This is a genomic window from Paenibacillus sp. GM1FR (assembly GCF_002803315.1).
GTDB classification, from domain to species: domain Bacteria; phylum Bacillota; class Bacilli; order Paenibacillales; family Paenibacillaceae; genus Paenibacillus; species Paenibacillus amylolyticus.
This window is the reverse complement of sequence record NZ_MKZL01000011.1, coordinates 307572-334215: the sequence shown is the minus strand read 5'-3', so window position 1 is coordinate 334215 and position 26644 is coordinate 307572. Positions and strand designations below refer to the sequence as shown.

Below are 26644 nucleotides of genomic sequence, written 5' to 3'. Positions count from 1 at the left end.
TATTCAACATTTACACAAAAAAGCTATCCTGCAAAATGCCAAAGCTGCCGCTTTGAATCATTTTGAGGATAGCATAACGAAATAGGTAAGGAAAAGGTATTGATTTTATGCCGAAAACTTTGTACTTTTCGGTACGAAGCGGCCAGTACCACCCATACGGCGGCGGTTACGACGACCACCCCAGACGCTGCCTGCGCCCATAAGGAACGTTGGAATGCCTGCAGCAACGATACAGAGCGCCCATTCACGCAATCCCAGAGGTACGGTTTTGAAGATCGGCTGCAATGGTTCAACGTACATGACAACCAGCATCAGTACAACCGATGAAATCACCGCAAGAACCAGATATTTGTTCTGTAAAGGATTCCGGTGGAAGATGGACCGCGAACTACGGCAATCAAAGACATGAATAAGCTGCGCCAAAACGAGTGTAGCAAAAGCAACAGACTGTGCCTTGATCAGTTGACCCGGATTATCCGGCGCAGCCTGAAGGGTAAGCCAGAACGCTCCGAGTGTGCATAACCCAATCAACACACCCCGGCTGACGATTTTCCACCCCAGTCTGCGAGCAAAAATGTTTTCCTTGGCGCCACGGGGTTTGTGTTCCATCAGATCTTTCTCAGGCTGATCTACCCCCAGCGCCATTGCAGGCAAGCCATCTGTTACGAGGTTAACCCACAGAATCTGAATAGGTACGAGTGGCAGCGGCAAGCCCATCATCATCGCAAAGAACATCGTCAATATTTCGCCCACGTTTGATGCCAGCAAATAACGGATAAACTTGCGAATGTTCTCATAAATATTACGGCCTTCTTCAATCGCAGCCACAATGGTTGAGAAGTTGTCATCACTCAGGATGAGCGCAGAAGCTTCCTTCGTCACATCCGTTCCTGTAATGCCCATCGCTATGCCGATATCTGCAGCTTTGATCGCCGGAGCATCATTGACTCCATCACCCGTCATCGCGACGACATGCCCTTTGCGCTGTAACGATTTTACGATGCGAAGCTTATGTTCAGGAGACACTCTTGAGAACACATATATGCCCTCTACCTGTTTATCCAGTTGATCGTCTGTCATGCCTGCCAGCTGCTGACCACTTAAGGAGGCACCTCCACGAGGAAGAATCCCCAACTGATGCGCAATGGCTTCTGCCGTTGTTCCATGATCACCTGTGATCATGACGGTACGAATGCCCGCTTTGCGGCATGTGGCAATTGCATCTCGCACTTCCCGACGCGGTGGATCAATCATACCTGCAAGTCCTACGAAGACAAGCTGACTTTCGGCGGCGTGTTCGTCAGCCACTTTTTCTTCCGGCCGCACTTCACGGTAGGCCATTCCAAGGACACGCAGTGCCGCTCCGGCCATGCTCTCGTTGGCTGCCATCACTTTTTGCCGCAGCGTTCCAGTGAAAGGTACGACCTTTCCTTCCCACAAAATATAACTGCAGTGTCCGATCAACACATCCGGTGCACCTTTGGTATAAATCATCCGGCCTCCCTGGTGATGAACCAGGACCGACATGCGTTTTCGCTCCGAATCAAACGGGAACTCCTGCTGGCGGGCATACAACTCTTTGAGTCCGGTCGGAGTAAGCCCCATTTTGGAGGCCAGTGTGACAAGTGCCCCTTCCGTTGGATCACCTTTCAGCTCCCAGAATACATTGTCTCGTTGAACTGTTTCTTCTTTGAAACCATCCTTTTTCGTGTTTTTCTTGCTTTCCTTTTTGGTATCCTTGCCCTTTTTCTTGCTCCCCACCTCGCTTGCAACACTCTCCACAATACTGGCATTGTTGCAAAGCGCGCTAATCTGGAGCATTCTGCGTAGCGACTGGTCACTCTTCAATTCCACCATTCGACCGTTCTCCAACATCTGCCCTTCAGGTGCATAACCATCCCCGGTAACCTTGATGTTGCGTCCTTCCAGCCACACATCCGTTACCGTCATCTTGTTCTGGGTGAGCGTGCCTGTCTTATCCGAACAGATTACGGATGCACAGCCCAGAGTTTCGACAGAAGGCAGTTTGCGCACAATGGCTTTACGTTTGATCATACGCTGCACGCCTAGTGCAAGTGCAATGGTTACAATAGCGGGCAGACCCTCCGGTATGGCAGCCACCGCGAGGCTGACCCCTGCCAGAAACATGCCAACCGCTGGTTGTCCGTGCAGTATCCCTGCGACGACAACCATAACAGTTAATCCCAATGCGACAAAAATCAGAATTTTGCCCAGTTGTTCCAGCCTGTGCTGTAACGGTGTTTCTTGCTCCTCCGTATTTTGGATCAGATCGGCGATTTTGCCCATCTCCGTCTCCATCCCCGTACGGATAACCACACCTTTGGCTGTACCACGAGTGACCATGGTACCCATAAAACCAATATTCTTCTGATCACCCAGCGGAACGTCCTCGTCCGCAATCGGAAGGCAGTGTTTGCTTACAGGAACCGATTCCCCGGTAAGTGCCGACTCCTCGACATCCAGACTGTTCGTTTGCAGCCAACGCACATCAGCGGGTATGCGGTCCCCACTCTCCACCATAATAATATCCCCGGGGACAAGTTGTTTGGCGGCAAGGTGTACTTCCTGGCCTGAACGAAGCACTTTGGCAAGAGGTGCAGACAACTGTTTCAATGCACGAAGAGATCGTTCAGCCCGGAATTCCTGTACAAACCCCAGAATCGCATTCAGTACGATAATAGCCACAATCGTTACCGCATCCAGATACTCACCCAGCAATCCGGATACCAACGTTGCTCCCATCAACACCAGCACCATAAAATCCTTGAACTGATTCAAGAGCAATGTAATTGGAGAAATACGTTTTCCCTCGCTCAGCTCATTTGAACCGACCACTTTCCTCTTCTCTGCTACAGCTTCATCCGTCAATCCTTCCTGCGGGCTGACGCCAAGAGTGTTACGAAGCTCTTCATCACTAAGTTGATGCCACTTGGTATGTTCCATGCTTCAAGTTTCCCTCCCAGTCTGTATTTCATCTGCAAAATAAGCTCACATGACTCACCGGCGCGCTGGTCGACAGGCTGTACACTATGCCGGACAAACTACCTGCTCTATATGTATTCGGACAGGTCTGTGATTAGCACCCGGAAGGTGAATCCTTTCCCTGATGGACAGAATAGGCTAAAATAAAAGTCTGCGATGTTCTGCGCAGTACCAATTCCAGCGTTCAACAGGCAAGCAACGAAGAATCTGTAGCCAGTCCTTGTTTTTTTACATACCTGGTTGCACGTTTCAGTTATATAGATGAAGCATTTGGCATGATAAATGCAGATGCTCGATAGAGAGAGGAAGTGGAAAAAATGGCATTGGACGGCATTGTGACACGGGCCATTGTTCATGAACTGCAAGGCTGCATTGGTGGACGTATCAGCAAGATCCATCAGCCGAATGGCCATGACGTAGTTCTCACCCTGCGTGCTCAGCGCGGAAATAGTAAATTGCTTGTTTCGGCAAGCCCAACCTATCCCCGTGTGCATTATACGGAAAAGACATTCCTTAACCCTACGGAAGCACCCATGTTCTGCATGTTGCTCCGTAAGCACTGTGAAGGTGCAATCATTGAGGAGATCCGTCAGATTGGTATGGAGCGTATTATCCACATCAATGTGCGCCAGCGCGACGAACTGGGGGATGTTTCGGTTAAACGGATCATCATTGAATTGATGGGGCGTCACAGTAATATTATTTTGCTTGATCCTGTAACTGGAACGATTCTGGATGGCATTCATCATGTGACTCCTTCAATCAGTAGCTACCGGGTAATCATGCCTGGATTCGCGTATACTGCCCCACCCGAGCAACATAAAAGTAATCCGCTCGAAGTGAGTCGTACAGCTTTCGAGGACAGCTATCATGCCGCTGAAGAAGATGCATCACGCTGGCTTGTGAACTCCTTTAGCGGTCTTAGCCCGTTAATTGCGGGAGAGATTGCTGCTCGTGGAATTGCTGCTGAAGGCACCGTGAGCACTCCAGCTGTGGTTGAGGGTGAAAGCCGAGTTGAGGCTGGTGCACTCTGGAACGCTTTTGAAGCCGTGATGGGACCTGTCAGAGATCATATCTACACACCTGTAACCGGAATGAACGCCAAAGGCAAAATGATTTTCTCAGCCGTTCATCTTCAGAGCATTCAGGATTTGGAGAAAACCTATGACACGATGAGCAAGTGCATGGAAGATTATTACGGAGATAAGGCTGAACGAGACACGGTTAAACAGAGAGTAAGTGATCTGCTCCGTTTTCTGCAGAATGAGCGAAGCAAAAACATCAAAAAGCTGGACAACCTGAACAAGGATCTACTGGAAGCAGACGATGCGGACAAGTTCAGACTATGGGGTGAGTTGCTGTTTGCCTCCCTGCATCAGGTCCACAAAGGGGACAAGAGCGTGGAGCTTGTGAACTTCTACGATGAAGACCAAGCCAACATTACCATTCAGCTTGATCCGTTGCTCACACCGTCTGACAACGCACAACGTTATTTCAAGCGTTATAACAAATATAAGAACAGTCTGGCTGTTATTCATGAGCAGCTTGGAAAAACCAAAGACGAGATTGACTACCTCGATAACCTGTTACAGCAGCTCTCCATTGCATCGATGAACGATATTGAGGAAATACGGGACGAGCTTGTACAGCAAGGATACCTTCGTGACCGTAATAAAAAGGGTAAAAAGAAGAAGAAAAGTGACCGTCCAACCGTACACCAGTTCACCTCCTCGGAGGGAATTGATATTCTTGTGGGCAAAAACAACCTGCAGAATGAGTACGTGACCAACCGTCTCGCTTCTTCCAACGACACCTGGTTGCATACCAAAGACATTCCAGGTTCACATGTCGTTATTCGCAGTACGGACTTTGGTGAAGCTACATTGGAAGAAGCAGCACAGCTTGCTGCCTATTTCAGCCAGGCCAAGGAGTCCAGCAGTGTGCCTGTGGATTACACGTTTATCCGTCATGTGCGCAAACCAAGTGGTGCGAAGCCTGGTTTTGTGATCTATGATCATCAGAAGACGTTGTTTGTCACGCCAAATGATGAATTGATCAAGAGTCTGCCATCCACCATTAAAAATGGATAGTATGCTTAGCTCATAAGGTGCGATGTAACAGTAACAATAGAAAAATCCCCTGACCATTAACGGTTCAGGGGATTTTTGTTATTGCATTAGTTGTTTGAGTGATAGGTGAAGCTCAGCTTATTTATCATTTTATTGAATATTAATTCATTTATATGTATAATAATTCAATTCTAAGAAATATAAATTACTGTTAAGGAAGTGTACCATGACCATACATATCAGAGAAACTCAACCTAATGATCTGAAACCCCTGATGGCCTTAATGCATGACTATGTGGTGGGATTCTACAACAACCCCTGGCCTGGTGATCAATCCATCCAGCTTTTGATCAACAACCTGCTTAATCAGCAGATCGGTGCTCAATTCGTGGCAGAAGAGGACGGGAAGCTTATCGGATTTTCTACCCTGTTCTTTACATACAGCACGATGAAAGCAGAGCGTGTCGCCATCATGAATGACCTATTTGTTACGGAAACATTCAGAGAAGGCGAAGCAGAAGCCAAATTATTTGCACACTGTCAGCAATATACGCGTGACCATGGATGTGCATATATGTCTTGGATCACAGCAGTGACCAATGAGCGGGCACAGCAATTATTCGAACGTCTCGGGGCTACACGTGGCGCTTGGGTAAACTATTCCATTACATAGACTATTTTCAGAACAAAAAAAGGGACATGCAAACATGAAGGTTCAGCCCTATCATGCTTGCATGTCTCTTACTCCTTCGATCTTAAAATGTATCCAGTAATACAGAATTTATTATAGTCAGATAGAGCGTTGCAACGTCTCGCTTACTCTCCCCTTTGCTGTGAAGCAGCTGCCTTCAGCCTTTCCAACACATCAACCGTTACGGTCTTGCTACCAAGATCCCCGTGGAAAACAATACCTTGCCGTTTACCATGATAATCAGATCCACCTGTTTCAATGAGGTCGTATTCCTTGGCCAGCTTACCATACCTGCGTTCCTCTTCCGGGCCATGGTCCGAATGAAACACCTCAATGCCATCTGGACGAGAGTCTTCGATGATACGTCGCACCAGTTCATCATCGTTATAGAGACCCGGATGGGCAATCACAGCGGCTCCACCTGCGGCTCTGATCCACTCGCATGCATCCTCTGGTGCAACGCGGGGTACAGATACAAAGCCTGGCTTGCCTTCAGCAAGATACCGATCAAATGCATCCCGCATGTCAACAGCGTAGCCTTTTTTCACCAGCACATCGGCCATATGAGGTCTTCCAATACTCTCATCCGGCTCTAACGGCCGTCCCAGCTCATCGAGTACCTCCTGCCAGCTTATATCAAGCCCGAGTTCTTGCAGCTTGCCAATAATCAGATGATTCCGCTCATCTCGCGCTTCTCGTAATCCGCGCAACCGTTGCAGGAACTGCTCATCCTCTGTATTCACATAATACCCAAGCACATGAATATCTTTCCCACCAGCCCGAGTGCTGATCTCCACTCCAGCAACGACATCAATATCGTACTCTTTTCCCGCTTGTTGTGCTTCGGCTACACCAGCTACTGTATCATGGTCCGTTAGGGCAACCGCAGATAGCCCTTTTTGTTTGGCAAGCTTCACATTATCAGCAGGTGGCTGCATTCCATCGGAAGCCTGACTATGCGTGTGAAGATCACAGCGTCCTTGGCGCTGATCCATGAACAACAGCTCCTTTGTGTAAAATTGATTATGATTCAATCTTATCTATCATTGATGTTGCCAACGATTATGCCTTCCCCGTCTTATGTACCGACTTAGGCTGCTCCTGCTGACGCAGATAATTCAGGAAAGCGACTGCTGACAGGGGCAACAAGGACGACTTTAGATGGATGGCATAGAACTGCCTTTTGAATTCGAGTCCGCGGATATCCACAATATGAACAAGTCCCAAAGCCAGTTCATGCTGCACCGAAGAAGGAGATAACATCGTAATACCTACCCCTGCCTCCACAGCCGATTTTACCGCTCCTGTACTGCCAAGTTCCATTACAACATTCATATCCTGCGGATCAATCTTTTTCTTTTGCAATTGGTCTTCCATCACCTGACGAGTACCCGAACCCTTCTCACGCAGCACAAAAGGATAATTCATTACATCTTCAAGATTCACTTTGCCACGCTTCGCCAGATCATGCCCGGCAGGTACAATCAGTTTCAGCTCGTCCTGCATGACAGGCTCCACAATCATGTCCGGGTGGTTCACAGGCGCTTCAATAAGACCGAAGTTTAGCTGATGCTTCAATATGTCATCCATAATTTGCGTTGTATTCATCACTTTCATGACGATTGAAATATCCGGATATTGAAGTGCAAATGGTCCGAGCATGCGTGGAAGCACATATTCCCCGATCGTTAAGCTGGCTCCCAGCTGGAGTCTGCCCTGTAACATCTGGGTAAACGCCGACATCGCTTCATCCGTCTGTCTGACCAGCTCTACACTCCGTTTCGCATGAGGTAATAAAGTCCGTCCAGCCTCGGATAATTCTATTTTTTTGGTGGAACGATGCAGTAACTTGGTGCCAAAATAGTCCTCCAATGATTGAATCTGCATCGTTACTGCCGGTTGAGTCATATGTAATGCTTGTGCAGCAGCCGAGAAACTCCCCTTCTCTGCTACCGTATAAAAAATATGCAATTGGTGAAAATTCATATCTTCGCCCCTCTTCGATTACACTCTCTACATTGTAGCCGATTTCCCGCTTGGCGACAAAAAAAGCATGCAGCTTGTCTGCATGCGATAATCCTTGAATCTATGATTTCAACATATTGAATCTACTCGGGCTTACTTATGCTTGCGGCTATTTTTGACCAACGTCATTCTTCTTGAATGTCTTAACCATGAATAATATGACTTCAGGTCCCTTAATTCAATGGTCTCCGACATACGTCCCAGAAACGTAACTACAATCATTTTGTGCAGCGGGTTGCCCGCAATATCATATTCTCCTTCAAGTTCGGAAAATTCGGCGACCACCACCAGATCCTCATCAATCAGGTAGACGTCCTGTTCATTACGGTAGTATGGTGTTATACGGTCCTGCTTCAGACACTCCCATAACCACGCCGCAATATGGTCATCATCACTACGTGCAGGCTCAATACGGTCTGCATACCGCATCTTGGCATGATGGGTAATGACGATGTCAGCCACTTTCTTGTCTCCAAGAGCCACGAAAAACGGCTCGTAGGTGCTCCAACGTTGCATCACCTTATCACGCATGGGAATCACTCTCCACCAGATAGGACTTTCTATCTATTTATTACCAAATATATTACAACATTAGTCCCGCAACCTCAAGGCGTAAGTTTAACTTTTTTTCACAATATCCAATTTGTGTATAATTCAAGAAAAGAGCGACCCCAAAGGGTCCCTCCAGTTTCTCGTCTATATTCCGTAAAAGCTCGTTTTGTCCATCGTTTTGCTGGCATACTCGGTTTTGATCTCATTACGATACGAGCGCTCGATCTTGCGCACATAGGAAAGTCGCTTCACATTTTTCATCGTATCATCTGCCCGTTCTGCATTAACATACATGACTACATAATGCATACGGCGGGAGATATAATGCACGGTGCCATATTTTTCGAGATTACGGGCAGCTTTCAAATCACTGACCCAAATAATGAATCCTGTCCTTTCCGCAAACATCATCGTTCCCCGCCCTTCTATAATGATTACTTAACTGCAACCACACTTGCCGCCACTACCGCAGCCGCCCTTCGGATTCGGATCATTGCTCGGTACCTTAATGGTCGTTGACACTGCAAATGCAATGGTCTCTGACATCTGGAATAACATATCATCCAGGGACTTCTCTGCCTGTTTGAAGCGGATTACCGCCTCGAAATTTTCCAACTCCTGTTCCAGAGCCTTCACCTGGTCTTTTGCTGCATGATAATCCGGGTGAAAATGACCGAAACGCTGTGTTTCTTCAAACAATTCCTTCTTGGCATTCAGCTTCCGAATCCCCATCTGAATCTCAGGAGTAGTCTCGACTTGCTGCTTCCAATATAAATAATCCGATACTTCGGCAGATTGGTTAATCATGTCGCCCAGTTCATATGCGCCCGTTAACACTTGGGCCATATCGACCGTGTTCATTTCCGCTACGCTCATGAAATATTCATCCTATCTATATATAAAGTTCTACTTAACGTAGACTACCTCATCATAGCATATCCATGAATAGTTAAGAAGAGTTTTTCCTGCAATTAGAAATAGGGGGAACTCGAAAATTCGCCTTTCAACCTGATATTCACGTGAAATAGTCAGGTTATGACATCATCTGGCAGGATAAGACGCATTGTATCCCACTCTGACGGGGAGAATGTACGCCATTCCGTCTCCGATCTATTTTCACTTGAATCCAACATGCACCAACCGCTTAAAGTCCATTGTTCATGACCCTCTACCTGATGTGGAATGAGGTATTGCGTACGATTTTCCTGTTGTATCCCCAGCTTGGTCTGCCACTCAATGGCTTTGGCAGCAATCTGTCGGGCGGTTGAACTATGATATCGACGCCACTCCTTGTACCAGGTCTCCGGTATCTCCTCAAATCCCAACAGAGAGAACTTCTTCTCAATGACAGAATGATCACGCTCCAACCCATGCAGAGATGCAGGGACATCAACCAGACCTTGATTATCGGATGTGTAGAAAGAAGAATATACACCGCTCAACATATCTTTTTCTAATAACTTCGAATCATCTGCGGAGCCTGTACTTGCCTCCATTACCTTCATACTCCGATTTACAGTCAACGGTGCGGCATCCGTCTCCTTTCCCCAATCTGCTAACGCAATCCGTACATTTTCCGGTATGCCTGTCAGCGCATATTGGTCCAGAAAATCCATCACTTCATGTAATCCATACCCTCTGGTTAAGGCTGAAATGAATCGTTCTCTTGTCATACGGTAGATGGACATTCGATCACGCGTCACCCGTTCTGCGTATTGCTCCAGCATCCAGATCAAATCAGGCCCTGCTTCCAGAGGCACCAACATTTCAAAATCAGGCTGCATGTAAAATCCACATGGCTCCGTCTCACTTACCATCTCTTGTTCTCGATATAACAGGCTCTGCGGTTCAATCAGCCAACGGAATGCCAGCGCTCCCGACTGATCTTCTCCGATGTCGCCATAACCCCAGCCAGCTAGTGCGCAGAGCCAGCCCCTGATACGTGGGTTCAATTCCGAATTCTCTATATGGCACCATATGTTTTTTTCTGGAGCAAACACTGCCAATTGATAACGGAAATGCTGCAACGCGGGTTCAGCTTCTCCGTATCTGTCCATACACGCTTGATATACCTCCCGATGCATCTGTCTCCACGAGAGCTTCAACCATGTTTGTAATCGATGATCTACAATCTGAATTTGGCTATCTGACTTCTGAATGAGATTCAGACTGAGCAGTAGATCCAGAAGGATCGCTACGTGGGTCGGATACAAATCCGAATGTTCATATCGGATGCCCAAACCATCAAAGTCTGTAGCGGCTAGTACTGTTATTGCACTTAATTTTTGAACCGTTCTCTTATGTATCGTACCTTTACCTGTCAAAGGAAGTCCTTCTCTTTCGATCCACGCGATCAGATGAAGCAGCTCTGCAGCAATATCCGGCTTTCCCTCCTGTAATACATGAGCATGCTGTGCCATCTGTTTAACGGTTATGCCCACTTTTTGTGCGTAAGCAATCGTCAATGTCTCCATCAGCGAAGCAGGAATATAGAATAATCGCTCTCCCCAACTCTTATATACAGATTCAATCCATCTTTGCTGCCTAAGGCTGGCGAATGAAGAATTGGCTTCTGCGACACTGAGTCCTTCGATGGCCCACTGTTCTCGTGGCAGGAGGGAGGAAAAAGGCTGACCGGCATGTTTGTGAAAAATTGCACCAAGCACTTTTTGTTCCACCAAAGCAAGCTTTGACCATGAATCAAGGTTCAGTACCACAGGCTCATCTATCGCTTCAAATGAAGACATATCCCAATCCCTCCTCTTTTCGCGAGTATAAATGGACTATTCGTTCTCATGAACGATAGCATATTCATATCCCTGCTCGACCAAGAACATCTGACGGTTTAATGCAAACTCCTGTTCCTTACTATCCTCTGATACCAACGCATAGAAATATGCTTTGTTTTCTCCAGCTTTTGGTCTCAGAATTCTTCCCAAACGCTGTGCCTCTTCCTGCCTTGACCCGAAACTTCCGGATATCTCAAGCGCAACAGCAGCATCAGGCAAATCCACAGCAAAATTGGCAACCTTGGATACCACAATTGTTTTAATCTCTCCACGTCGAAAAGCGGCAAACCACTTGATTCGCTCTTGCTGTGACATGGTACCCGAGATCAAAGGTGCTTCAATTTCCCGGGCAATCAACTCAAGTTGATCCAGATATTGTCCAATCACTAGCGCAGGCAAATCCCGATGACGTTCCAGCAAACGCTTAACTACATGTACCTTCGCCGGATTCTCGGCAGCCAATCGAAATTGATGTTTAACCTCGGCTTGCAGATAATTTGATCTTAGTTCCGGGGAAAACGGGATACGTATCTCCTGACATTGTACATCAGCAATCCACCCTTGCTGCTCCAGTTGTTTCCACGGCATATCATAGAGCTTTGGACCAATCAACGAAAACACATCCTGTTCACAGCCATCCTCTCGAACCAAGGTGGCTGTTAATCCCAGCCTTCGAGTAGCTTGAATATCCGCAGTTGCACGAAACACTGGTGCTGGCAGCAAATGTACTTCATCATATATGATCAGACCCCATTGCCGCTCACTGAGCAGTTTGATGTGGGTAAAATCAGCATCCTTTGATTTCCGGTGTGTAAGAATCTGATATGTAGCTACAGTCACAGGTTTCACCTGTTTTTTCTGACCGGAATACTCACCGATCTGTTCGCTGGTAATCGTGGTTTTGTCTTGAATTTCCTGAATCCACTGTCGCACAGACGTTGTATTAGACGTCAAAATAAGGCATTCACATTGAAGCCGCTCCAGCACGGCCATGCCAATGACCGTTTTGCCTGCCCCGCAAGGAAGTACGAGTAAACCGCTTCCTCCCATGCCCTCACTGCCTTCGAATGCATCCACAGCCTCTCTCTGGTAAGAACGCAACGCAAACCGCTCAGAGTGGTCCCCCGGATCATTAGACCGCCAATCAAATGAAAGCTTGGTTCCCTCCCGATATCCTACGTAATCAAGTACGGGGTAACCCAATCGTGTTAATTCCCTTTTTAATAACCCTCGCTGTTCTCCTGGGAGCAGAAGTTCATGAGCGTCCTTACGTTCCATGCGAAAGGCAGCTATCGATTTCAATCCACTTAATTCATCCAACAACCGCTCATCCTCACTGTAAAGACGCATTCTAGTGTGATCTGCTTCGGAATGCAGTTTTAATTTGCCATACTGATCCATGATTCTCCGAACATCCTGTATAAGTGCAGCAGGCACGTTCCAGCGGGATACCAGCTCCAAACTTGCGATGACCTGATCTGCATTCCATCCCAGCGCAGCCGCATTCCAGAGCGATAACGGAGTGATTCGGTAAGTATGGAACGCTGCCGGTGTCTTAACTAGTTCTGAATACATCCCAAGCTGCTCTCTTGCTCTTTCGAATCCGGGGTGGCCAACTTCCAGCAAAACTGTAAAATCTCGCTGAACGATACAAGCATCTGTGCTTACCATATGTTCTGTTCCTTCCATTTGGAGCCTTCCTCCTATCACAAAAAAGTCCAGTTCCGGCAGCTTCCGAAAATGAACCACTTTAAGTGCACGTTCAAAAAGTCTAGTTTTCAGTACCGAAAAGTGGACTTTTGGACAACATCTATAAAATCCACAAAAAAACATCCTGCCCATACCTCGGTATGAACAGGATGCCCATACCTCGGTATGAACAGGATGCCCAACTGCATCTAAAGTCATTCGGCTGTGTAACCCTTAGCCATAGCTATGAACAATCTAACGGCCGTCTGCATTGCGTCTTCATCAAAATCAAACATCGGATGATGATGCGGATAGATCGCATTTTTATCTGGGTTGCCTGCTCCAACAAACATAAAGCACCCTGGAACCTTCTGCAGATAATACGCAAAATCTTCCGCTGGCATCAGCATCGGGGAAGCTTGCACTCGTTCTGCCCCAAATAATTCTGTAGCTTCTCTGAAGAAACGTTCTGTCTCCTGTTCATCGTTCACCACAGGCGGATATCCCATAATATATTTCACTTGCGTCTCTGCGCCATAAGCTGCCCCTGTCTGGGCTACCATGGTAAGCACACGCTCTTTCATCCCGTTTCGGGTCTCTTCATCAAACGTTCTTACCGTACCGCTCATTTTGCATTGCTCTGCAATTACATTCTGAGCCGAGCCCGCCTGCATTGTACCAATGGTCAGCACCGCGGGTTGCAATGGATCCACCGAACGACTGACAACGGTCTGAAGCTGCATCACAAGCGCAGAACCCGCGATAAGACTATCTATCGTGGATTGTGGCATCCCGCCATGTCCACCTTTGCCTTTGATCTCAATGTAAAAATCGTCCGCCGCCGCCATCATCGGTCCTGCTTTACTGGCAACAACACCTATAGGCAGCGGGGTCCACAGATGAATGCCATATATGACATCCACGCCTTCAAGCGCACCATCCGCAATGACCTGAACTGCACCACCCGGAAGCAGTTCTTCTGCTGGCTGGAACAAAAAGCGAATCTCGCCTTGGATCTCCTGCTTGTGACGGCTGAAATACAATGCCGTACCGAGCAAGATGGAGATATGACCATCGTGGCCGCATGCATGCATCGCTCCTGCTTGTTGTGATGCATACTCGATATTCTTTTCATCCTGAATTGGAAGTGCGTCCATATCAGCTCGCAGCATGACGACAGGACCCGGCTTGTCCCCACGAATGGTACCGATGACCCCGTGACCACCAACATGACGCCTCACTTCAACGCCAAAGCTCTCCAACATATCCGCTACAAAAGAGGATGTCTTCTCCTCATGAAAGGAAACCTCGGGATTGCGATGAAGATGACGCCGCCATTCCACCATGTGGATCTGCAGATCTTCCCACCATATATTATTAGTCATGTCTCTCCACCCTTTCAATCTTGAACGGGACTTGGATCAAGCCCGAACCTTCCTCTTCAAACCTATTGCTGTATATTGTAGCAGAATTGGAAGAAAACCGATACGAAACGCCTTTGGAAAGCTTGCACGGGAAGGGGAAACATACTATCATGAACTAGAGAAATACTCGAGAAATTATACTCGGAAGCTTATGAGGAGGATCAAACGCTTATGATTTTTGAGAATACAGGCTTGGATGGCTTGAAGAGCGACTTGGCATACCTGGATGAGAGCGCCGAGAAAGTCGGATTTGTCCGGTGGCAATGGGAATATTACCGTGCTACATATGACTACAAAATTGAAGATGAACAAACCAACTCAGAATACTTTGTACGCATTAATACCCGCGCTGTGGAAGGCAAATTGGAAAAACCGGATACCGTTCTTGCTGTGGAAGCAGTATACCTCGGCAAAGCCACTTTCCCTCACGGCCTGGATTATGACTCTTCCGTTCCGCAACCAGTCGTGAAGCTGGCAGCCGAAAAATTACAGCAGCTTAAAGAACTGCTGGAAGCATAGGCTGGGCCAAACGATGAAACAACAAACGGCCCAAACGAAAACGAAGAGAGGCACGCCGGATTTTCAACTGCTAATCCTCACTTTATTGTTGGTGGGCTTTGGACTGGTGATGGTATTCAGCTCCAGTTCCAGCATTGCAATCGCAAGCGATAAATTTAACAATGATGCCCTTTACTTCACGAAAAAACAACTTATGTGGGCGATTATCGGTCTATTTGGCATGTTTTTTGCCATGAATATCCGCTTCAACAAGTACAAAAAGCTCTATGCACCCTTTTTCCTGCTCACTACGGTCATGCTGGTGATTGTTTTGATCTCAGGTGCAGTATTGAACGGTGCACGAAGCTGGATTCACATTTTTGGTTTCAGTCTTCAGCCTGCAGAGTTCGCGAAAATTGCTATCATTCTCTATCTCTCTGCTCTTATTACCAAAAAAGGTGAGAAATTCAGGGTTTTCAAGACAGGGTACGTTCCCGTCTTGTTCATCGTTGGATTCATCGCAGGGCTGATTATGCTGCAACCAGACTTCGGTACCACCTTCATTCTGGTGTCCACCTGTGGTCTCTTGATCTATGCCGGTGGAGCCAGTATGAAACATATCCTGGGTTCGATTCTCCTGGTTGTACTCGGTGGGGCACTGGCGTTTGGAGCGAATTCCCTGTTTTCTTCCATGTCTCCTTCCGACACAACGACTGCTACAACAGCAGTCACTGCGGAGCAGAACTACAAGATCGGACGTATTCAAGCTTTCTTGAATCCATTATCCGATATTAATGGGGGAAGTCTTAACCTCTACCGTTCCCTTGTTGCCATTGGTGATGGCGGCATGACAGGTTCGGGAATTGGACAAGGTACGATGAAGCTGCACTATTTGCCAAATGCGTATAATGACTTTATTTTCTCCGTAATCGGGGAAGAACTCGGATTCATCGGAAGTGCCTTATTCCTGCTTGTTTACCTGTACTTCATCTGGCGCGGAATTATTGTCTCTCTCCGCTGTCCCGATCCATTCGGAACATTGGTCGGCATAGGTATCATGGGACTAATCGCGATTCAGGCATTTATCAACATCGGTGGTGTAACTCAAACCATTCCGGTGACGGGGGTCACGCTTCCATTTATCAGTTATGGGGGTACCTCACTCTTTGTAATGATGGTTGCCATGGGCATTCTGCTCAGTATCTCACGTACTAACAATCTGGACGTGATCAAGGAAGAGAAAACGAAGTCCGTGACTGTACAGACACAGACTCGTACCTCTCCTGCTCTTCGTTCACGGGAGTCCATTCGTCGGATTCGATAAAAAAGCAACACAAAAAAGGCTGTGCACCCAATGGATGCGCAGCCTTTTTCTGTGTACTGAATAAACTCTGTCTATCAAGATGAAGAACAGGTCAATATCGCTCTGTCCTCCATTGCGGATTGCGATTTCTACAGATCGTCGCCTTTGAAAGATACGCCTTCTACCTTTACATTGACTTCAACCACGCGTAATCCGGTCATGGTCTCTACCGCTTCTCTTACATTCTGCTGAAGCATACGGGAAACTTCATGAATCGGGGTTTCGTACAGGACGATGATGCGCAGGTCAATGGCTGCTTCCAGCTGGCCGACCTCAACGCTCACGCCTTTCTGTACGTTTTTACCGCTGAGTCGCTTCGCCCAGCCCTCTGACAATCCTCCAGACATTGCGGCAATTCCGGGTGTTTCCATTGCAGCCATTCCGGCAATTTTTGCAACCACGTCATCGGCAATCCGGATGTTTCCGCTCTCCAGTTGAAGTTGTTCTGCCATGCCACATCCTCCTTCACTTCGTTACTCGTATTTTAAATCCTTTCCACCCCAAAAAGCAAATTAAACTCAAAAAGATGCGTTTACAACCTACCACCATTTGGTTATATTGAAATATGAAAATAATCTCATAAGCGATTAACAATGCAATTCAAAACAAAATAATTTATAACCGAGGTGTTTGTTGTGAGAAACCGGATTTCATCCATTTTGCTGATTGCGTTCTTTGCACTCAGTGCCATCGCCCACTACTTGAAATGGGATTCGATTCTACAGTTCGTGATATCAGCCATTTCGGTTATTTTTGTGGCCGGTTTTTTAGGCAAAGCCACCGAAAATGTAGCCCACTACGCCGGACAGCGGCTGGGTGGATTCTTGAATGCCACCTTCGGCAATGCTGCCGAATTGATCATCGCCATTTTCCTCGTCAAAGAGGGGCTGTTCGACATGGTCAAAGCAAGTCTGACAGGTTCCATCATCGGAAATCTGCTGTTAGTGCTCGGGTTAAGTATTTTTGCCGGAGGACTCAAGTTCAAAATTCAGAATTATAATGTTTCACTCGCAGGTCTGAATGGTTCCCTGATGATTGTTGCCATCATTGCCCTGTTTATTCCGGCAGTCTTTCTCAATACACATTCCATTACACAGAAAGACACCAATACACTTAGTCTCATCGTGGCCGGATTGCTCATTCTCGCGTATATCGCCTGGTTACTATTCTCCATGGTAACGCATAAGAACTACCTTGCGGACGTCACTGAGGATCGTGATGAAGAGCTACCTCATGAGCATGCTCCGGCGTGGTCCAAGAAAAAATCTATTCTCTACCTGGTGCTCGCAACAGTCATGGTTGCCTTCGTCAGTGAATGGCTGGTCGGCACGCTTGAAGTCTTCACTTCGGAATTTGGACTTAGCGAACTGTTTGTCGGTGCATTCCTTGTGGCCATCATCGGTAATGCGGCCGAACACAGTGCAGCCATCATGCTTGCCATGAAAAATAAAATTGGAGCCGCCGTTGAAATTGCGGTCGGCAGCAGCTTGCAGATCGCACTATTCGTTGCTCCTGTGCTGATTTTTGTCAGCTACTTCACAGGCAGAACCATGGATATCGTATTCACAACGATTGAACTGGTCGCCATCGGCGTATCCGTATTTATTGCGAAGTCCATTACCCAAGATGGTTCAACGAATTGGTACGAAGGTTTACTCCTGCTCGTCGTATATATCATACTCGGTGTATCCTTCTTCCTGGTGTAACCAGGCCCTCACGTAGCCATGATTAAAATAAACAAGCCACAAGAGGCAGCCCCAATATACATTTGGAGCTGTCTCTTTGTTTGTATACGCCTTCCGGCTGGCTTTCATCCCAGTCCCGTTCAGGCGCACAAAAAAAGCATGCATAAACGCCTGCATGCCTTCTATTCTGACCCGCGCATTTGCAGGCTATTGCTCATTCTTCTTGTTCAAGGCTTCATATAAAATTGCCAAATTCCGCTCAAGCGCGCTAACCAGCTGCTTACCTGCACCTTCTGGAAGGAGCCCTGCACGAACAGCAAAATCAACTTCTTTGGAGAACCCATACATCTGTGTATCCAATACTTCCTCATAGAGAGGGCAGTAGCGGGTAGCCAGATTCTCCATCTGTACTTCAATAAGCTTCTGTATTTTATCTGCATCTTCTTGAAGAAGACTGATCGCTTTCAAACTCAGCTGGTCCTGCAGATCAGATGAAGTCATGCATTTTTCCCCCCTATGTCCCAAAAATCGCGTAAAGACGTTCTACCTCTAATATTAGACGAAATGAAGAGCTAATACAAGAACCTGACCAAAATAAGCCCGCAAAGTTAAGCCTTTTGTTGAAGCTTAATCCACCTGTTCCAGTCACGTCCAGACGAGTATTCAGATCATTCCATGCCAAAAAACACCCCTGCCAAAAAAGGCAAAGGTGCTTCTTGAGAGCTATTACTCAGATGCGATGCTTACATTCAGTCCATGCTTGGCAAATACTTCTGACATGGCTGCTTTCGCTTCAACTGCATCTGGACCATGAACATGCAGTTCATAGCTGTGCGTGCTGATCAGCGTTGTAAACAATCCGAGAATACTTTTTACATCGATATACTTGTTCTCCGAATGAAGCACGATTGAAGAAGTAAACTTGCCTGCTGTTTGAGCAATTTCTACTACAGCCGCGTTATTACTCGACATAGGAATCCCTCCGTCTTTTTACTATTGGTATCATCTATTAATTACCACTACATGATACCGTGAATCCGCTTTCCTAGCAACAGCAAAATCCTGTTCCTACTTCAAACGGTCCGGATTCAAGCATTCCAGCTCAGGAATGACAAAAATACCGTCTTTACGAATCAGCACATCGTCAAAATAAATCTCCCCGCCGCCATAATCCGGACGCTGGATTAATACGAGATCCCAGTGGATAGACGAGCGGTTGCCATTGTCGGTTTCTTCATACGCCTGACCTGGCGTAAAGTGTAAGCTGCCTGCGATTTTCTCATCAAACAGGATGTCTTTCATCGGATGAAGAATATGCGGGTTAAATCCAATTGCAAATTCACCGATATGACGAGCACCCTCATCCGAATTCAGGATTTCATTCAAACGCTCTGTATCGTTACTTGTCGCTTCAACAATTTTGCCATCCTTGAACGTGAACTTGATATTTTCAAAAGTCACTCCATTGTACAGGGTTGGCGAGTTATAACTAATCGTTCCGTTCACGGAATTGCGCACAGGGGCACTGTACACTTCGCCATCCGGGATATTTTTTTGGCCAGAACATTTCTCTGCACCGATATCTTTAATGGAGAAGCTCAGCTCTGTTCCTGGTCCGGTGATACGAACTTTATCCGTCCGCTTCATCAGGTTAGCAAGCGAGTCCTGCGCTTTGTCCATTTTGGCGTAATCCAGGTTACATACGTCGAAGTAGAAATCTTCGAACGCTTCTGTACTTGTATTGGCGAGTTGCGCCATACTTGCGTTAGGGTAACGCAGTACAACCCATTTCGTATGTTTGACACGTTGTTCACTATGTACCGGGTGGGAGTACAATGAATTGTACATTTTCATTTTTTCTTCCGGCACATCGGACAGATCATTCACATTTTCTCCCGCACGAATACCGATATAACAATCCATCTGTTTCATACGGTTCAGATCAATCTCTGCCCATGTTTTCATCATTTCTTCTGTGGCATTTTTCAGCATCGCACGCTGTACGGTTTTATCAGTCAACTGTACAAAGACGTTACCACCTTTTTTGCCTACCTCTTCAATAATGGCGTTAATCAGATCACGTTCCGATCCAATCATCTCAACCAATACATTTTCACCAGGCTGTACATCTACTGAATAGCCCACCAGGTTTGCTGCAAGCTTTTGAATTCTTGGGTCTTTCATCTTGGTAAAATCCTCCTGTCATCTGCCATACTTGAATTGAACAACGGTAAATTACGATACTATTGTAGCACGCGAACAGTCATCCCGTCAGTAGGCAGTCCCTCACTTCGTTTATTGATATGACTTGAAGTTCACATCGGTGACAAGGGCTTCTTTGTTACTTTTACGGTTGTTGTCCGTGTAACTCATCTGACTTTCAGAGGATAAGCGAAGAGGCAGACTGCTCTTCCGATCTACCGTGAGATGATATACCGTCTGCACGCTCGCTTGTTTCATCATCTGTTGCATCGTTGTTTCGCCCTGTTTCCAAACTTTCTCCAGATCCTTCTCAAGCTTCTCCTTACGCGCCCCTTTCACCGTAGCTGCCTTATGCATATATTCTGCCCGAATGGCGTTCATCTCGTCGTTTAGCTGGGTTACAGCCCATGATTTGGCGTCTTCCGGTGCAAGTTCAATCCGTAATGTTCTGGTTCGACGACCGGCCCCATACTCAGATTGAATGGTTTTGTGCATCCCATCGATCTTCTCCAATTGGGCAATTGGGTTAAAACGAGAAAGAGAACCACGCAGCGGCTCATGCTGCGCTGACAATGCCATCCATTGCCCTTGTTTCCGCTCAAAAGAGGCGCTAAATCCACTGGGCTGTCCATTATTTTTTACGGCAGTTGTTTGAATGCCTGTGCCCACAGCAGTTACTTCTCCAGGTAAGCGGGTCTGAAGGGTCAGACGATCATGATTCTCCAGCTTGCCTTCAAACTTGAACTGATTCTCGAACAGCCCACTGTTCTCCCGTCGAAGTCCTGCCTCTCCTTCAAAACTCAACGTTTCTTTTCCCGCTATCCCCGATAAAGCCAAGGAAAAAACCTCCTCAGGCGTTTGATCTCGCTGCATTAATCCACAACCCGGAACACCAATAATCACGATGCTCACAAATAACCATAATGTACGTACCGAATGGCGATTAAACATGTCTATCTTCACCCTTCCGTGAACTTTCTCCATAGATTGCCCCGCCCGTATACGCTTATACTTCTTCTATACACATCTTGATCTGCGATGCACAAAAAAAAGAGAACGACTCCGCAATTGGAATTGTTCTCTCTTAACGTGTTACTTCCTGTTCCTCTACAACGATTCTGTTCCGACCACCATTCTTGGCGCTGTACAAAGCCATATCAGCCCGATAAAACAAGGACTCTACACTGACCTTTTCATCCATCCAACTCCACTCTGCGATGCCACTGGATACCGTAACAGGCGGTCTGGTCTCTTCTGCGACTCTCTTTCGAATCACTTCCGCATAATCTAACGCCTGCCTTACACTCACCTGTGGCATATAGATCGCCAGTTCTTCTCCACCCCATCTGGCGCAGACATCCTCCAAGCGAACAGAGCTGGTGACGATCTCACTCACTTGCTTCAATACTTGATCCCCCGTCTGGTGTCCGAATGTGTCATTCACCTGTTTGAACTGATCAATATCCACCACAATGAGGGAGCCACAGAATTCATGAGCCTGTCGCTCGTGAATCACACTGTCCAGATAATGCCTCACGTACAGGCCTGTCAACATATCCAGATTAGCCAAGCGCCGAACCTCGGCATGCAGTGTGGCATTTGACAGGGCAAGCCCGATATGAATAGATAACATCTGCAAGAGCCTATAGTTATCATATGAAAAGTAGTGCTCTCTACTGTGTCCCAGCAAAATGGCACCCTTCACTTCACCATTGACTCTGATCGGTGATGCAATCAGTGACATGGATCCAGTATCTTCCATGAAAAAGGAGGACACTTTATCAAATTGCGCATAATTGGCTATAATAAGCGGTTCCTCTGTTCGATAGACCAAACCTGCGATACCGTAGTCTACAGAAAAGGATTGGTGAAAAACATCTTTCACGTTAGATGACATGACTTCGAAGTCATTTGTACTGTCATTGAGTTGAAGAATGCAACACGTTTCAGCCTGGAATATTTCCTTTAACTCTTGTTCGGATAGTTGATAAATCTCCGAAAGATGCAGACTCTTGTTCAGCCGCTGTGTAAGATCATTAATTAAACGAAGTTCCTGAATTAACATATTGGATTGTTCATGCAACTTGGCGTTCTCAAAGGCCGTTCCTGCAGTGTCTACCATCATCGTAATCAATTGCAAGTCCGATTCTTCCATAATCTCTTCATTCATTTCGATATGGAACACACCGTATATGCCTTGTTTGCCTTTCAGCGGAATCCCTACATCTACAATGCGGTTCTCTGCATCATGTGAGCGAGCAACGATCAGCTTACCTTCCATAAATGAACGCACACAAATATCTTCTCCTCGCTCGTGGACAAGCAACGGTTTAATCCGTGGATCAGAGTTGCTCTGATCCTGAGACATATACAATTTGATATAAGTGGCCGGGTACAAGTAATCCATACTGTCAAATACCTCATCCAATATGGCCTCGACATCCATTTTGTCATGCATTCGCTGAACAATCTGAAAGAGGATGGACCTCCGGTGTTCCTCACGAGCTGTTTGTTCATGAGCATGTAACAGGTCCGTCATAAATATGTATTCGAATCTTCGGTAAAAGCAGGTGTGATAATGCAATGCCTCAGATTGAACCACAGCTTCAGACGTTTCATATCCATTGGATTCATAGATCACAGCGGTGAATACGGCAAACATATCCTTGTTAGTTCTGGAGAATAAGGGATGTGTTATTATAAGATATTCTCCGTGTTCGCTTGTCCCTTTAAGGGACAGGGCCTGTCTCTTATCCAAACATTCCAATACCAGCCTGCGTGCATTTACGCCCGGATCAGCTTCATGATCGCTATCGAATCCTATGCAATCACCTTCCGTGTTCCACACGCTGTAAAAGGTTGATGGTCTGCCCAGCCTTGAACCCACTCTGGAGTTCCAGTCATTATATGCCTGCTCTAGCAAGCTGCCCAAATATGAAAAATCAAAAGGTGTGATATCCATTTTTTGCATCCACAACACATGCTCTTCATGAGAACGAGGAGCGGCAAAAGATGCGGAATCGCCCGAACTTCGTGAATTCAAGCTGGCAGGTAAACTTCTTAGATGTTCTAACATGTCAGGCGCTCCTTTGCACCGTTTTTGCATCCACCAGGATGCATTAATCTGCAGACGTTATCGCAAACCTGCAAATTCGTTGCGATAACCTTGTTACATAAAGATGATTTAAAGTTAAGATACAATCTATTTTACTCTGTTTAAACCATTTTTGCATCCATATTTCAGAAAATTGTCCCATTATTTTAGGCCCAATGACCTATCGACAAATTTAGACGTTTTTTTGCTTTTATTCTGCGCTTGACTTTGTTTCTCTTAAACTGTAATATAAATTGTTGATGAAGACTACTAATGGGTCTTTAAATTTGGGCATTACCGGTTGTGTCACCCTCATTCTTTTTGTTGCTTTCAGGACAGCGGCTGAACTTTCCTGATCGTTCTATGCGTGGCCAAGCCCGCATCAACAAATTGGAGCGCAAACAGAGCCCTAATATGAACTTTAACTAAAAAGGAGCTACTTTAAACATGGCACGTTACACTGGTCCTAAATTTAAATTGAGCCGTCGCCTCGGCATTTCCCTTAGCGGAACAGGCAAAGAATTGAAACGTCCTTTCCCTCCAGGTCAGCACGGAGCTAACCAACGCAGAAAAATCAGCAACTACGGTATGCAATTGCAAGAAAAACAAAAATTGCGCCACATGTACGGTTTGGGCGAGAAGCAATTCCGCACACTGTTCTCTAAAGCTCAAAAAATGCAAGGTATTGCCGGTGAGAACTTCATGTTCTTGCTTGAGTGCCGCCTTGACAACCTCGTTTACCGCCTTGGGTTTGCTAACTCCCGCGCTGGAGCGCGTCAGTTGGTAGCACACGGTCACGTAACTGTAAACGGTAAAAAAGTCGATATCGCTTCTTACCAAGTAAGCACTGGCGATGTAATCGGCTTGCGTGAGAAGAGCCGCGCTCTTTCTTCCATTAAAGAAGCTTTGGAAGGCCGTTCGCATCTTCCAGCATACGTTGAATACAACGAAGCAGCTGTAGAAGGTAAATTCATCCGCTTGCCTGAGCGTGCTGAATTGTCCCAAGACATCGATGAAAAACAAATCGTCGAGTTCTACAACCGTTAATCGTTGCAATCACATTAAAGTTTCAACCCAAACAGCTGTCGAGATTTTCTCGACAGCTGTTTTTCTATGCTTTTTTTTAATTATCTTCATTATAGGAACGTAAATAACGATATAAAATATAGACTCCCTTCAGGAGAAGCACACATCCATATATACATCACAAGAATGACATCGAGGGGGATTAAAACATGCATTTTTTTCGCAATCGCAAGCTCGCTGTTAAGCTTGGACTTTTACTCGGGATCGTATTACTCTGTTGTATTGGAGCCCTGATTGCATTTAATACCAAATCCATTTACGACAAAAGCCTCCAGTACGGCGAAACCGTTGCTGGACAGGCAGCAAACCGGGCTACGAATGAGTTTATGACTGACATTAATCAGGTGAAAAACACGTTGGACACCATGAGTACCACGTTATTGGATGCAGCTCAGAACGGATCACTCAACCGTGAAGAAGTCGTCAGACTCCTTGAACAATATCTGAAGAAGGACGAGAAAGTTTTTGGCTTTTATACGGGCTGGGAACCAAATGCCTTTGATGGAAACGATGCGGAGCACATCAACAAAAAAGAATATGATGATGCTACGGGTCGATTCGTTCCATACGTTATACGTGATGGCAACTCCCTGCATTTTGAGCCTATGCCTACTTATGAGGGAAGCGGTGAAACTAGTACTTACTATCAGCAGCCAAAGAAAACCAAATCCATCTATTGGTCCGAACCTGTTACCTACACGGTTGGCGGAAAAGAAACACTGCTCGTTTCGATTGTCCTCCCTCTATTAGATGAAAACAAAAATTTTCTAGGCATTGTTGGGGCCGACTTTACCATTGATCGTTTTCAGCAAAACATAGCATCACTTAATCCGGATCAGGGTTATGCCATGCTTATTACTAGTGAAGGACAGATTGCTGCACACGGCTCCAAACCGGAACTGGCTAATGAAGGAGCCGTAATTCCATCTGAAATGAAGACAGTCATTCAGCGTATACAGTCTGGCGAGTCTCAGTTTTACGCTACAGACCCTGAAGTAGGGGAAGAACTATTTATTGCCGAGCCTGCCAGGTTACAAGGAACAGATTCAAACTGGTACCTTGTATCGGCGCTGCCAAAGAGCCATATCCTTCAACCCTTTTATGACAGCTTGAACTGGTCCATACTGATTGCCGTACTGGCAGTACTTCTGCTTGCAGGTGTGGTTACCTACACCATCGTCTCCATTGTTAGACAGTTGAATCAAGTTAATATCGTCGCTGGACAGCTGGCTGGCGGAGATTTGACACAAAAGTTACCTGTACGATCCAAAGATGAATTTGGCATCATGGCGGGTCATATGAATCAGATGATGGATACCCTGCGTCATACCATATCGGTTATATCCGAACATGCTTTATCTGTCGGCTCCACCTCTCAACAGTTGACCGCAGGTGCCGAAGAAACAGGTAAAGCAGCCGAACTGATTGCATTAACAGGAGTCGAACTTGCAGATAAAGCAGGTAAACAGGTGCAGGAGCTGCAAGAGTCCTCCCGTTCCATGAATGAAATATCTGCAGGGATCGGAAGAATTGCAAAGGCCGCCTCCGATGTATCCGATTCATCGCGAACTGTGGCCGAACGAACAACCATCGGAACTGATAAGATTCAGTCCGCTATGCGTATGGTCGATAGTGCCACTTCTTCTGTGCAGACGTCGATGACCGCACTGGAGAATTTCCGCCAACGTTCGGAAGAGATTGGCCATATTACAAGCATGATCACGGAAGTTAGCCGTCAAACCAACCTACTTGCACTTAATGCTTCCATTGAAGCATCGCGAGCAGGTGAACACGGGCGCGGGTTCGGTGTTGTTGCTTCCGAGATTCGTAATCTGGCTGAACAATCCAGAGTATCAGCAGCGCAGATTGCAGCGTTAATTCATAGCGTTCAGCAAGAGGTCCTTTCTCTCGTTGAAAATATGGAACATGGAAATGCCGAGGTGAGCCATATAGCGGAAGTGATTAATGAGAGTGGTGAACTATTCCTCTCGATTTCATCACAGATTTCAGATGTTAATGAGCAGATTGAGCATGTCTCAGCCATTGCGCAGCAGATGTCAGCTGGATCACAACAGGTTGATGCCACGTTAGTGCAACTCAAAACCATTGGTCATGAGACAGCAGATCACGCAACTCGTGTCGCCTCTGCCTCTGAAGAACAACTCGCATCCATGGAAGAGATTACGGCGGCATCTGCCTCACTGGCTAATCTTACCCAGGAACTATTAGAGCTGATTCAACGATTCAAAACCTAATGTAGAAGACCTCCATTACGACACATCATTCAGGCCACCCTATGCACCTCAGCATGGAGGTGGCCTGCTTATTATGGCTTACAACTCATGAAATGTGCTTCAATATCGCATGATATATAGCATAATGCATGGCAGAATGGCAAATTTCGACCATTACTTGTATTTCTCAGGCATGCAAACCCGCCTTTTTATGCTATAATAAGTGCTGTTAAAAGGAGG

22 protein-coding genes are annotated in these 26644 nt (G+C 46.4%); 7 read left to right on the top strand and 15 right to left on the bottom strand.

The window, feature by feature from the left end; all coding sequences use genetic code 11:
- Positions 1-105: 105 nt before the first annotated feature.
- Complete coding sequence (locus PAEAM_RS07450) at positions 106-2964, bottom strand: calcium-translocating P-type ATPase, SERCA-type (RefSeq protein ID WP_100527115.1); 2859 nt, start codon at positions 2962-2964, stop codon at positions 106-108.
- Between the two features lie 356 nt (positions 2965-3320).
- On the opposite strand from PAEAM_RS07450, the gene PAEAM_RS07445 reads away from it, so the two are divergent.
- On the top strand, positions 3321-5093 hold the full coding sequence (locus PAEAM_RS07445; RefSeq protein WP_100527114.1) for an Rqc2 family fibronectin-binding protein: 1773 nt from the start codon (positions 3321-3323) through the stop codon (positions 5091-5093).
- 205 nt (positions 5094-5298) lie between these two features.
- Positions 5299-5745: a GNAT family N-acetyltransferase gene (locus PAEAM_RS07440; RefSeq protein WP_047843690.1), complete on the top strand. Its 447-nt coding sequence runs from the start codon at positions 5299-5301 to the stop codon at positions 5743-5745.
- Positions 5746-5888: 143 nt separating this feature from the next.
- Here PAEAM_RS07440 and PAEAM_RS07435 read toward each other — a convergent pair whose 3' ends face one another.
- The 8 genes from PAEAM_RS07435 to PAEAM_RS07400 form a co-directional block, all read right to left on the bottom strand.
- Positions 5889-6758, bottom strand: a complete 870-nt coding sequence (locus PAEAM_RS07435) for a PHP domain-containing protein (RefSeq protein ID WP_100527113.1) — start codon at positions 6756-6758, stop codon at positions 5889-5891.
- Between the two features lie 67 nt (positions 6759-6825).
- Positions 6826-7749 (bottom strand): selenium metabolism-associated LysR family transcriptional regulator, encoded by a 924-nt coding sequence (locus PAEAM_RS07430; protein ID WP_100527112.1) that lies wholly within the window; start codon positions 7747-7749, stop codon positions 6826-6828.
- A 132-nt stretch (positions 7750-7881) separates the two neighbouring features.
- A complete protein-coding gene (locus PAEAM_RS07425) occupies positions 7882-8319 on the bottom strand; it encodes a hypothetical protein (protein WP_017687436.1) in 438 nt (145 codons plus the stop codon).
- Between the two features lie 165 nt (positions 8320-8484).
- A complete protein-coding gene (locus tag PAEAM_RS07420; RefSeq protein WP_026080981.1) occupies positions 8485-8748 on the bottom strand; it encodes a YlbG family protein in 264 nt (87 codons plus the stop codon).
- A 30-nt stretch (positions 8749-8778) separates the two neighbouring features.
- Positions 8779-9216 (bottom strand): YlbF/YmcA family competence regulator, encoded by a 438-nt coding sequence (locus PAEAM_RS07415; protein WP_036614642.1) that lies wholly within the window; start codon positions 9214-9216, stop codon positions 8779-8781.
- Between the two features lie 152 nt (positions 9217-9368).
- On the bottom strand, positions 9369-11087 hold the full coding sequence (locus PAEAM_RS07410) for a helicase-associated domain-containing protein (RefSeq protein WP_100527111.1): 1719 nt from the start codon (positions 11085-11087) through the stop codon (positions 9369-9371).
- A 36-nt stretch (positions 11088-11123) separates the two neighbouring features.
- Entirely contained in the window at positions 11124-12818 is a 1695-nt protein-coding gene (locus PAEAM_RS07405) for a DNA repair helicase XPB (protein ID WP_100527110.1), read from the bottom strand.
- 215 nt (positions 12819-13033) lie between these two features.
- A complete protein-coding gene (locus PAEAM_RS07400) occupies positions 13034-14203 on the bottom strand; it encodes a M20 family metallopeptidase (RefSeq protein WP_100527109.1) in 1170 nt (389 codons plus the stop codon).
- 210 nt (positions 14204-14413) lie between these two features.
- Between PAEAM_RS07400 and PAEAM_RS07395 the strand changes: the two genes are divergently transcribed.
- Together PAEAM_RS07395 and ftsW are read left to right on the top strand one after the other, a co-directional pair.
- On the top strand, positions 14414-14761 hold the full coding sequence (locus PAEAM_RS07395; protein WP_074095774.1) for a YugN family protein: 348 nt from the start codon (positions 14414-14416) through the stop codon (positions 14759-14761).
- Positions 14762-14774: 13 nt separating this feature from the next.
- Entirely contained in the window at positions 14775-16064 is a 1290-nt protein-coding gene (gene ftsW / locus PAEAM_RS07390; RefSeq protein ID WP_100527108.1) for a putative lipid II flippase FtsW, read from the top strand.
- 128 nt (positions 16065-16192) lie between these two features.
- On the opposite strand, the gene PAEAM_RS07385 is transcribed toward ftsW, so the two are convergent.
- Positions 16193-16555 carry an Asp23/Gls24 family envelope stress response protein gene (locus PAEAM_RS07385; RefSeq protein ID WP_017687428.1) on the bottom strand — a complete coding sequence of 121 codons (363 nt, stop codon included), beginning with the start codon at positions 16553-16555 and terminating at the stop codon, positions 16193-16195.
- Between the two features lie 183 nt (positions 16556-16738).
- On the opposite strand from PAEAM_RS07385, the gene cax reads away from it, so the two are divergent.
- Positions 16739-17809, top strand: a complete 1071-nt coding sequence (gene cax / locus PAEAM_RS07380; RefSeq protein WP_036674882.1) for a calcium/proton exchanger — start codon at positions 16739-16741, stop codon at positions 17807-17809.
- A gap of 186 nt (positions 17810-17995) precedes the next feature.
- On the opposite strand, the gene PAEAM_RS07375 is transcribed toward cax, so the two are convergent.
- From PAEAM_RS07375 to PAEAM_RS07355, 5 genes are all read right to left on the bottom strand, one after another.
- Positions 17996-18289, bottom strand: coding sequence for an Fpa/YlaN family protein (locus PAEAM_RS07375; RefSeq protein WP_036614657.1), 294 nt, complete (start codon positions 18287-18289; stop codon positions 17996-17998).
- A 225-nt stretch (positions 18290-18514) separates the two neighbouring features.
- Positions 18515-18760, bottom strand: a complete 246-nt coding sequence (locus PAEAM_RS07370; RefSeq protein ID WP_036614658.1) for an HPr family phosphocarrier protein — start codon at positions 18758-18760, stop codon at positions 18515-18517.
- Positions 18761-18856: 96 nt separating this feature from the next.
- Complete coding sequence (locus tag PAEAM_RS07365) at positions 18857-19972, bottom strand: aminopeptidase (protein WP_076328038.1); 1116 nt, start codon at positions 19970-19972, stop codon at positions 18857-18859.
- 111 nt (positions 19973-20083) lie between these two features.
- Positions 20084-20974, bottom strand: coding sequence for a hypothetical protein (locus PAEAM_RS07360; protein ID WP_133120418.1), 891 nt, complete (start codon positions 20972-20974; stop codon positions 20084-20086).
- Positions 20975-21074: 100 nt separating this feature from the next.
- A complete protein-coding gene (locus tag PAEAM_RS07355; protein ID WP_100527106.1) occupies positions 21075-23066 on the bottom strand; it encodes a sensor domain-containing diguanylate cyclase in 1992 nt (663 codons plus the stop codon).
- A 465-nt stretch (positions 23067-23531) separates the two neighbouring features.
- Between PAEAM_RS07355 and rpsD the strand changes: the two genes are divergently transcribed.
- Both rpsD and PAEAM_RS07345 read left to right on the top strand, forming a co-directional pair.
- Positions 23532-24131 carry a 30S ribosomal protein S4 gene (gene rpsD / locus PAEAM_RS07350; RefSeq protein ID WP_017687421.1) on the top strand — a complete coding sequence of 200 codons (600 nt, stop codon included), beginning with the start codon at positions 23532-23534 and terminating at the stop codon, positions 24129-24131.
- Positions 24132-24319: 188 nt separating this feature from the next.
- Positions 24320-26425, top strand: a complete 2106-nt coding sequence (locus tag PAEAM_RS07345; RefSeq protein ID WP_100527105.1) for a methyl-accepting chemotaxis protein — start codon at positions 24320-24322, stop codon at positions 26423-26425.
- Positions 26426-26644: the final 219 nt, after the last annotated feature.